Below are 8593 nucleotides of genomic sequence, written 5' to 3'. Positions count from 1 at the left end.
CCCCCGCCCTTGCCCTGCAAGGGAGCCTCGCTTTCCTTCCAGAAAGCGAGCGAGGGGTTTGATGTAAATCGTGCTTACTTGCTCTTGTTGGCCTGGCGGTACAGCTGGATCAGCCGGCGGGTGGAGCTGTCGTGCTCGGCCGCCTTCAGCTTGCCGGTCAGCTCGCCGTGAATGGTTTTTGCCAGTTGCTTGCCCAGCTCCACCCCCCACTGGTCAAAGCTGTTGATGCCCCAGATCACACCCTGCACGAAAATCTTGTGCTCGTACGCCGCAATCAGCGAACCGAGATTACGCGGATCAAGAAAGCTCATCAGCAGGGTATTGGTGGGGCGGTTGCCGGCAAACACCTTGTGTGGCACCAGTGCTTCCAGCGCATCGCCCTTCATGCCCTGGGTCACCAGCTCGGCACGGGCTTCCTCGGCGGTCTTGCCGCGCATGAAGGCCTCGGCCTGGGCGAACACATTGGCCAGCAGGATTTCATGGTGCCCCGGCAGGCTGCCACGGCTTTCCAGCGAGGCGATCAGGTCGATCGGCGAAATATGCGTACCCTGATGCAAGAGCTGGAAGAAGGCGTGCTGGCCGTTGATGCCGGTTTCCCCCCAGATGATGGGCGCGGTTTCGAAATTCACCGGGCTGCCATCGGTGCGGGTCTGCTTGCCGTTGGATTCCATGTCCAGCTGCTGGATAAAGGCCGGCAGGCGGTGCAGATACTGCTCGTAGGGGGCGATGACATGGCTGCCGCCGCCAAAGTAGTTGATGTACCAGATGCCTATCATGGCCAGCAGCACCGGCATGTTCTGTTCGAACGGCGCATTACGGAAATGCTGGTCCATGATGTGGGCGCCGTTGAGCAGCTCGGTGAAGTTTTCCTCACCCAGATACAGCATGATGGGCAGGCCAATGGCCGACCACAGGCTGTAGCGGCCGCCCACCCAGTCCCAGAATTCGAACATGTTTGACGGGTCGATGCCAAAGTCCGCCACCGCTTTCTGGTTGGTGGATACCGCGACAAAGTGCTTGGCCACCGCTTTTTCGTCACGGGCACGCTGCAGGAACCAGTCGCGCGCGGTCAGGGCGTTGGTGAGGGTTTCCTGAGTGGTGAAGGTTTTCGATTCCACCACAAACAGTGTGGTTTCCGAATGCACCTTTTTCAGGGTTTCCTTGAGCTGGGCACCGTCCACATTGGAAACGAAGTGCATGTTCATGCGCGGATGGCCAAACGGCCGTAGCGCACTGCACACCATCAGCGGGCCCAGGTCCGAACCGCCGATGCCGATGTTGACGATGTCGGTGATGGGCTGGTTGGTGTAGCCCAGCCATTCGCCGGAACGCACAGCGTGGGCAAACTTGCCCATGCGCTCCAGCACCGAGTTCACCTTGGGCATCACGTCTTCGCCATCGACAAAGATGGGGGCATTGGTGCGATTGCGCAGCGCCACATGCAATACGGCACGGTTTTCCGTGGTGTTGATCTTCTCGCCCTTGAACATGGCCTTGATGCGCTCCGGCAGGCCGGCTTCGCGTGCCAGCTGCATCAGGCCCTGCAGGGTTTCGTCGGTAATACGGTTTTTGGAGTAATCCAGGAACAAGCCACCCACTTCCAGGCCGTAGCGTTCGGCCCGCTCCGGGTCGCTTTCGAACAGCTCGCGCATATGCAGTTGCTTGGCGTCGGCAAAGTGGTCCCACAGTCTTTGCCAGGCGGGAAGTTGGGTCAGGTCGCTCATGATATCAATCCTCTTCTGTCCGTTCTGCCAGTCTTTTCGCTTTGAGACTGTGCTTGGTTTTTTCCAGCTGCCCGATCACGCCCGGACCGCGGCGCAAGGCCACGCCCACGGCCAGCACGTCGATCAATACCAGGTGGATGATGCGGGAGATCATCGGGCTGTAGGTTTCATTGTCTTCCTGGGTGTCCGCCATCAGGGCGATGGTGGCCGCCCGTGCCAAGGGCGAGCCACTGGCGGTGATGGCCACCACGGTGGCACCCGAAGCAGTGGCTTCTTCCACTGCGTCCAGCAACTCACGCGAGCGGCCGGAGCTGGAGATGGCCACCAGCACGTCGTCGGCATTCAGCACCGAGGCTGCCATCATCTGGATGTGAGTGTCGGCATAGGCAACGGTGGAAATGCCGAAACGGAAGAATTTGTGCTGGGCGTCAGCAGCGGTGATGCCGGAGTTGCCCAGGCCGTAAAACTCCACGCGCCGCGCGCGCGAGATGGCCTCGATGGCCGCTTCGATGGCCTGCGGATTAACGTCATTACGGCTTTTCAGCAGGGCGGTGACGGTGTTGTCGAACACCTTGGCGACGATTTCCGAGGTCGGGTCTTCCGGGCGGACGCTGGAATGCACATAGGGCACGCCGGTGACCAGGCTGCCGGCCAGTTTCAGCTTGAAGTCGGGCAGACCCGAGCAGCCCATGGAACGGCAGAAACGGATGACCGTGGGCTGGCTGACGCCGGCATTGCGGGCAATATCTGCCACCGCAGCCTGCATCATGGTATAGGGCTGTTCCAGCACCAGCTCGGCCACCTTGCGTTCGGCCGAAGACAGGGCTTCAAGCTGAGACTTGATTCTTTCCAGCATGGGTCAGTGCTCCAGGTGCGCCGCCAGCGCTGCCGACGCGCCGATGAGCGCAGGGTAGCGGCTATCGATGACAAATACCGGAATCGCCGCCAGATAAGCGGAGAAACGGCCCTTGTCTTCGAAGCGCGGGCGGAATGGCGACGTTTTGAAGTAGTCGATCAAACGTGGAACGATACCACCGCCAAGGTATACCCCGCCACGTGCGCCTAGCGTCAGCGCCAGATTGGCTGCGGCCGTACCCAGCATGGCGCAGAAGGCATCCAGCGTTTCGCGGCAGCGCGGACAGGTACCGGACAGGCCACGGCTGGTGATGTCGGCAGCGGACAAATCTTGCTCGGGTTCGCCGGCCAGTGCCGCCAGCGCGTGATAGATCAGCACCAGCCCCGGACCGGACAGCAGGCGCTCGGCTGACACATGCCCATGCCGTTCACGCGCATAGTGCCAGATGGCGGCTTCGCGCTCGTCAAACGGGGCAAAACTGACATGCCCGCCCTCGCCGGCCAGCGGGCTATAGCCGCCGGGATAAGGCAGCAAGGCAGACACCCCCAGGCCGGTGCCGGGGCCGATCAGCGCCAACGGGCTGCCGGCTACCGCCTCGCCGCCGCCCACCTGCACCAGCTCATTGCGGGGCAGATGCGGTAGCGCCAGCGCCAGCGCGGTGAAATCGTTGATGACAATGAGCGAAGTCAGCCCCAGCGCCAGCCGGGTGGCTTCAATGGAAAAGGCCCAGTGGTGATTGGTCATCTGCACCCAGTCGCCAGTGACCGGGTTGGCAATGCCGATGGCGGCATGCGCTACCGCACGGGTATCGACGCGCGCCAGATAGCTGCGCATGGCGGCTTCCAGCGTGGGAAAGCTGGCACAGGGCAGGACTTCGACATCCTCCAGCACCGCCGGAGCGGTTTCCAGCGCAAAGCGGGCATTGGTGCCGCCGATGTCGGCCACCAGTCGTGGCCAGGTATTAGGCAGTCCAGTAGACATCGATGGGGCACTCCGTCTGCAGCAGGAAATGGCTGATGGGCAGGCTGTCGTTGATACCCTGTACGGCCTGATCGAACACCTTGCGTTTGCCCGCGCCCTGGATGGCCAGGATCAGGCTGTCGCAAGCCAGCAAGGCAGCCTTGCTCATGCTTACGCGCAGATGCGGCGCGGTCAGCGGCTGCACGGTCAGCAAGGGCAGGCTGCGTGCCATGTCCAGCCCGTCGGCCAGGGCCGCAGCCCCGGGGAACAGCGAGGCAGTGTGGCCATCCTCGCCCATGCCCAGCACCGCTACGGTCGGGCGCAGATACGCCGCATTCGCCGCAGCCAGTTCGGCTGCAGCATCGCCAGCCTCTCCCACCAGCGGCAGAAAGCGGGCGACAGCCGCAGCATCCTGCAGCAGATGTTCGCGCACCAGCGCGGCATTGCTGTCCGGGTGATCGGCCGGCACGAAGCGCTCGTCCACCAGGGTGATCACCACGCGGGACCAGTCCAGCGGCTGACTGCGCAGCGCATGGAAAAACGGTACCGGCGACTTGCCGCCGGACACCGCCAGCACGGCGCGGCCATCGCGTTCCAGCGCCTGGGCCAGACGTCGGGCCACCGTGGCGGCCAGCGCGACGGAGCAGTCCGCCGCCTCGGAGAATTCATACCATTTCATCAATGCCATCCTCACGTTGCACCCGGCCCCTGGCCTAGCATGGCGCCGGGTGAATGCCGCTCTTGCTGGCCGGCTTGTTATGAATTGTCCTGCCCGGGCCGCCGTGGCGGGAGGCCCGGATGGGGTAGCTCGATCAGCTCTCTTCGTGCCAGCTGATGCCGTCGCGGCTCAGCAGCGCGCTGGAAGCGGCCGGGCCCCAGGTGCCGGCGGTGTATTGCTTGGGCGGGGTATTGCTGCTGTTCTGCCAGCATTCCATGATGGGCATCACCCAGCGCCAGGCTTCCACCAGTTCGTCACGGCGCATGAACAAGGCCAGCTTGCCGCGGATCACGTCCAGCAGCAGGCGTTCGTAGGCATCGGCACGGCGTACCTTGAAGGCCTTGTAGAAGTCCAGATCAAGGAAGGCCGGCTGCAGACGCATGGTGTCGCCCGGTTCCTTGGCCAGGAAATACAGACGGATACTTTCTTCCGGCTGCAGCTGGATCACCAGCCGGTTGGCGGTGTGGCTGCCGCTGAGCGGGCCGGAGAACAGCTGGTGCGGCACATCGCGGAAATTGATGACGATCTCGGCCAGGCGGTCCTGCATGCGCTTGCCGGTACGCAGGAAGAAGGGCACGCCAGCCCAGCGCCAGTTGTCGATTTCCGCCTTGATGGCAACAAAGGTTTCGGTATGGCTGTCTGCCGGGATGCCCTGTTCCTGCAGATAGCCCACCACCGGTTGCCCGGCCACGGCGCCGGCCTTGTACTGGCCACGCACCGTCTTGTTGGCCACATCCTGCTCGCTGAACGGGCGCAATGCCTTGAGTACCTTGAGCTTTTCATCGCGCACGGCATCGGCTTCCATGCTGGCTGGCGGTTCCATGGCCACGATGCACAGCAGTTGCAGCAGGTGGTTCTGCACCATGTCGCGCAGCGCACCGGTGCCATCGTAGAAGTCACCACGGGTGCCCACGCCCAGGTCCTCGGCAATGGTGATCTGCACGTCGTGAATCCACTCGCGCCGCCACAGCGGTTCAAACAGCGCATTGGCAAAACGGATGGCCATCAGGTTCTGTACCGACTCCTTGCCCAGGTAGTGGTCGATACGATAAAGCTGCTCTTCCTTGAAGAAGTGCGCCACATCGTCATTGATGGCATTGGACGAATCCAGGTCGATGCCCAGCGGCTTTTCCAGCACCACGCGCACATTAGGGCGGTTCAGGCCAACGGCGGCCAGATTCTCGCAAATGCCGGCGAACAGATTGGGCGCGGTGGCCAGATAACAGACCACCACCCGCTCCGGGTGCTGTCCCACTGCTTCGGCCAGTGCCGGATAGTGGGCGGCGTTGCCGGCATCCACCTGCAGATAATCGATACGGCTGCAAAAAGAGGCCCAGGCTGCTGCATCGAAGTGTTCCTTGACGTGCTGGCGCGCGCTCTTTTCCACCAGGGCCAGGTAGTCGTCGCGGCTCATCGCCTTGCGGCCCAGTGCCAGCAGGCGGCCTTGCTCGTTGAGCAGGCTGGCGGCGTGCGCCTGATAGAGGGAGGGCAACAGCTTGCGCATGACCAGGTCGCCGGTGCCACCGAACAGCACCATATCGAAAGCGGGGGTAGGCGTGCTACGGTTATCCATAGTGATCTTCCGTCTCGTGCATTTGCAATGTAGTTATATTACCACCCGATTTTGGCATGTCCATGTGATTTGCCGGGGTAATACGCAGAAAGCAACACCTGCCATTTCATGAAAATTTTGGCAGAAACCTTTACCAGAAAGCCTCTCACACTCATTCAACCGGATAAGCCGGCAATTGGGTCAGGCTGTTTTCTTGCAATTTAAGTGTAGTAAAACTACCATTTACCCACATTCATCACGGGAATTGCCATGGCCCTGCACCCGGTACTGCACACTGTTACCCAGCGCATCATAGATCGCAGCCGCGAGCGTCGCGCGGCCTATCTGAATCATCTGGCTGCCGCCGCCCAGCAGGGCAAGGTAGAACGCGCCCAGCTGTCCTGCACCAATCAGGCCCACGCCTTTGCGGCCATGCCGGACAATATCAAGATCCACCTTAAAGAAGCGCATCGCCCCAATCTGGCCATCGTTTCCGCCTATAACGACATGCTGTCGGCCCACCAGCCGCTGGAAGCCTACCCGGCCTGGATCAAGGAAGAAGCGCTCAAGGCCGGTGCCACCGCCCAGTTTGCCGGTGGCGTGCCCGCCATGTGCGACGGCGTGACCCAGGGCCAGCCCGGCATGGAGCTGTCGCTGTTCTCGCGCGATGTCATCGCCATGAGCACCGCCGTGGCGCTGTCGCACCAGATGTTCGATGCCAGCCTGTATCTGGGCGTGTGCGACAAGATCGTCCCCGGCCTGCTGATTGGCGCGCTGACTTTCGGCCATCTGCCGGCGGTGTTTGTTCCGGCCGGCCCGATGACCACCGGCATCGCCAATGATGAAAAGGCGAAGGTGCGCCAGTTGTTCGCCGAAGGCAAGGTGGGAAGGGATGCGCTGCTGGAATCGGAGTGCCAGTCCTACCACGGCCCCGGCACCTGTACCTTCTATGGCACCGCCAACTCCAACCAGATGATGATGGAAATCATGGGCCTGCACCTGCCGGGTACCGCCTTCGTCAATCCGGGCACACCGCTGCGCGAGGCACTGACCCGCGCCGCCGCCCGTCAGGCCGCGCACATTGCCGCCCAGGGTGACAATTTCACCCCGGTGGGCCGCATGATCGATGAAAAATCCATCGTCAACGCCATCATCGGCCTGCTGGCCACCGGCGGCTCCACCAACCACACCCTGCACCTGGTGGCCATTGCCCGCGCCGCCGGCATCGATATCAACTGGGATGATTTCGACGAGCTGTCGGCCATCATCCCGTCGCTGACCCGCGTCTACCCCAATGGCAAGGCCGACGTAAACCACTTCCACGCCGCAGGCGGCATGGGCTTTGTCATCCGCGAACTGCTGGGCGCCGGCCTGCTGCACGAGGACGTGGACACCATCGTCGGCCGTGGCCTGTCGGCTTATGCCAACGAACCCTGGCTGGACAATGGCGAACTGAAATGGCGTCCGGCCCCGGCCGTGAGCGGCGACGACAGCGTATTGCGTACTGCAGCCAACCCGTTCAGCGCCGATGGCGGCCTGCGCGTGGTGGCAGGCAACCTGGGCCGCGCCGTAATCAAGGTGTCTGCCGTCAAGCCAGAACACCGCGTGGTAGAGGCCCCGGCCGTGGTGTTCCACGACCAGAACGAACTGTTGGCCGCCTTCAAGCGCGGCGAACTGGAACGCGACTTCATCGCAGTCATCCGCTTCCAGGGCCCGCGCGCCAACGGCATGCCTGAGTTGCACAAGCTGACCCCGGCGCTGTCCATCCTGCAGGAACGCGGCTTTGCCGTGGCCCTGGTCACCGACGGCCGCATGTCCGGTGCTTCGGGCAAAGTGCCGGCTGCCATCCACGTCTCGCCGGAGGCGGTAATGGGCGGTAGTATCGGCAAGGTTCGCGATGGCGACATCGTGAAACTGGATGCCAATGCCGGCACGCTGGAAGTGAAAGTGCCGGCCGAAGAATGGGCGGCGCGCGAGCAGATCAGTGTCGATCTGCAACACAATCAATTTGGCGTAGGGCGTGAACTGTTCGCGGTATTCCGCGAATCCGCCGATGCTGCGGAAGCTGGTGCCATGAGCTTCCATCACCCGCTGTGGAGAAACTGATATGGACGCTTTGACCCTGTTGCGTCAGGGACCGGTTGTGCCGGTCATCGTGGTAAATGACGCCGCTGTTGCGGTAGACCTGGCGCGCGCGCTGGTGGATGGCGGCATTCGCGTGCTGGAAGTCACCCTGCGCACCAAGGCGGCACTGGCCGCCATGCGCCGCATGCGCGATGAAGTACCCGGTGCCATCGTCGGTGCCGGCACGCTGCGCAACCGCGCCCAGCTGGAAGCAGCGCTGGACGCCGGTGCCCAGTTTGGCGTCAGCCCCGGCCTGACCCCGGAACTGGCCTCGGCTGCGCGCAATGCCAACCTGACCCTGCTGCCGGGTGTGGCCACTGCCTCGGAAGCCATGCGCGCCCAGGACGAAGGCTTTGACATCCTCAAGCTGTTCCCGGCCGAAGCCGTGGGCGGCATCAAGCTGCTCAAGTCGCTGGCCGGCCCGCTGCCCGACCTGCGCTTCTGCCCCACTGGCGGCATTGATCTGGTCAAGGCCAAGGAATACCTGGCCCTGCAAAACGTCCTGGCCGTTGGCGGTAGCTGGCTGACCCCGGAAGACGCCATCGCCAACCGCGACTGGGCGCGCATCACCGAGCTGGCCAAACAAGCCAGCGCACTGACGCAGTAAACCCTCGTCTGCCCTGACAAAGCCCGCCTGGTGCGGGCTTTTTTGTTGCAGC

At 62.9% G+C, this 8593-nt stretch carries 7 protein-coding genes; 2 read left to right on the top strand and 5 right to left on the bottom strand.

Going from position 1 to position 8593, the window contains the following annotated elements:
- Positions 1–74: 74 nt before the first annotated feature.
- The 5 genes from pgi to zwf form a co-directional block, all read right to left on the bottom strand.
- The gene (pgi, locus tag EAY64_RS05080; RefSeq protein ID WP_103523704.1) at positions 75–1724 is read right to left on the bottom strand and encodes a glucose-6-phosphate isomerase; all 1650 of its coding nucleotides are present in this window, start codon (positions 1722–1724) and stop codon (positions 75–77) included.
- A 4-nt stretch (positions 1725–1728) separates the two neighbouring features.
- Entirely contained in the window at positions 1729–2580 is an 852-nt protein-coding gene (hexR, locus tag EAY64_RS05075; RefSeq protein ID WP_103523703.1) for a transcriptional regulator HexR, read from the bottom strand.
- A gap of 3 nt (positions 2581–2583) precedes the next feature.
- Complete coding sequence (locus tag EAY64_RS05070) at positions 2584–3561, bottom strand: glucokinase (protein ID WP_103523702.1); 978 nt, start codon at positions 3559–3561, stop codon at positions 2584–2586.
- The gene (gene pgl / locus EAY64_RS05065; RefSeq protein WP_103523706.1) at positions 3542–4219 is read right to left on the bottom strand and encodes a 6-phosphogluconolactonase; all 678 of its coding nucleotides are present in this window, start codon (positions 4217–4219) and stop codon (positions 3542–3544) included. The genes EAY64_RS05070 and pgl overlap by 20 nt, the downstream gene beginning before the upstream one ends.
- Positions 4220–4352: 133 nt before the next feature.
- Positions 4353–5831, bottom strand: a complete 1479-nt coding sequence (gene zwf, locus EAY64_RS05060) for a glucose-6-phosphate dehydrogenase (RefSeq protein ID WP_103523701.1) — start codon at positions 5829–5831, stop codon at positions 4353–4355.
- Positions 5832–6080: 249 nt separating this feature from the next.
- Between zwf and edd the strand changes: the two genes are divergently transcribed.
- The gene (gene edd / locus EAY64_RS05055) at positions 6081–7916 is read left to right on the top strand and encodes a phosphogluconate dehydratase (RefSeq protein ID WP_103523700.1); all 1836 of its coding nucleotides are present in this window, start codon (positions 6081–6083) and stop codon (positions 7914–7916) included.
- Position 7917: 1 nt separating this feature from the next.
- Positions 7918–8541, top strand: coding sequence for a bifunctional 4-hydroxy-2-oxoglutarate aldolase/2-dehydro-3-deoxy-phosphogluconate aldolase (locus EAY64_RS05050; RefSeq protein WP_103523699.1), 624 nt, complete (start codon positions 7918–7920; stop codon positions 8539–8541).
- Positions 8542–8593 lie beyond the last annotated feature (52 nt).

This window comes from Aquitalea palustris (assembly GCF_003693445.1).
GTDB lineage: Bacteria > Pseudomonadota > Gammaproteobacteria > Burkholderiales > Chromobacteriaceae > Aquitalea > Aquitalea palustris.
The sequence above is the reverse complement of the archived record's forward strand: the minus strand, read 5'-3'. Positions and strand labels throughout refer to the sequence as shown.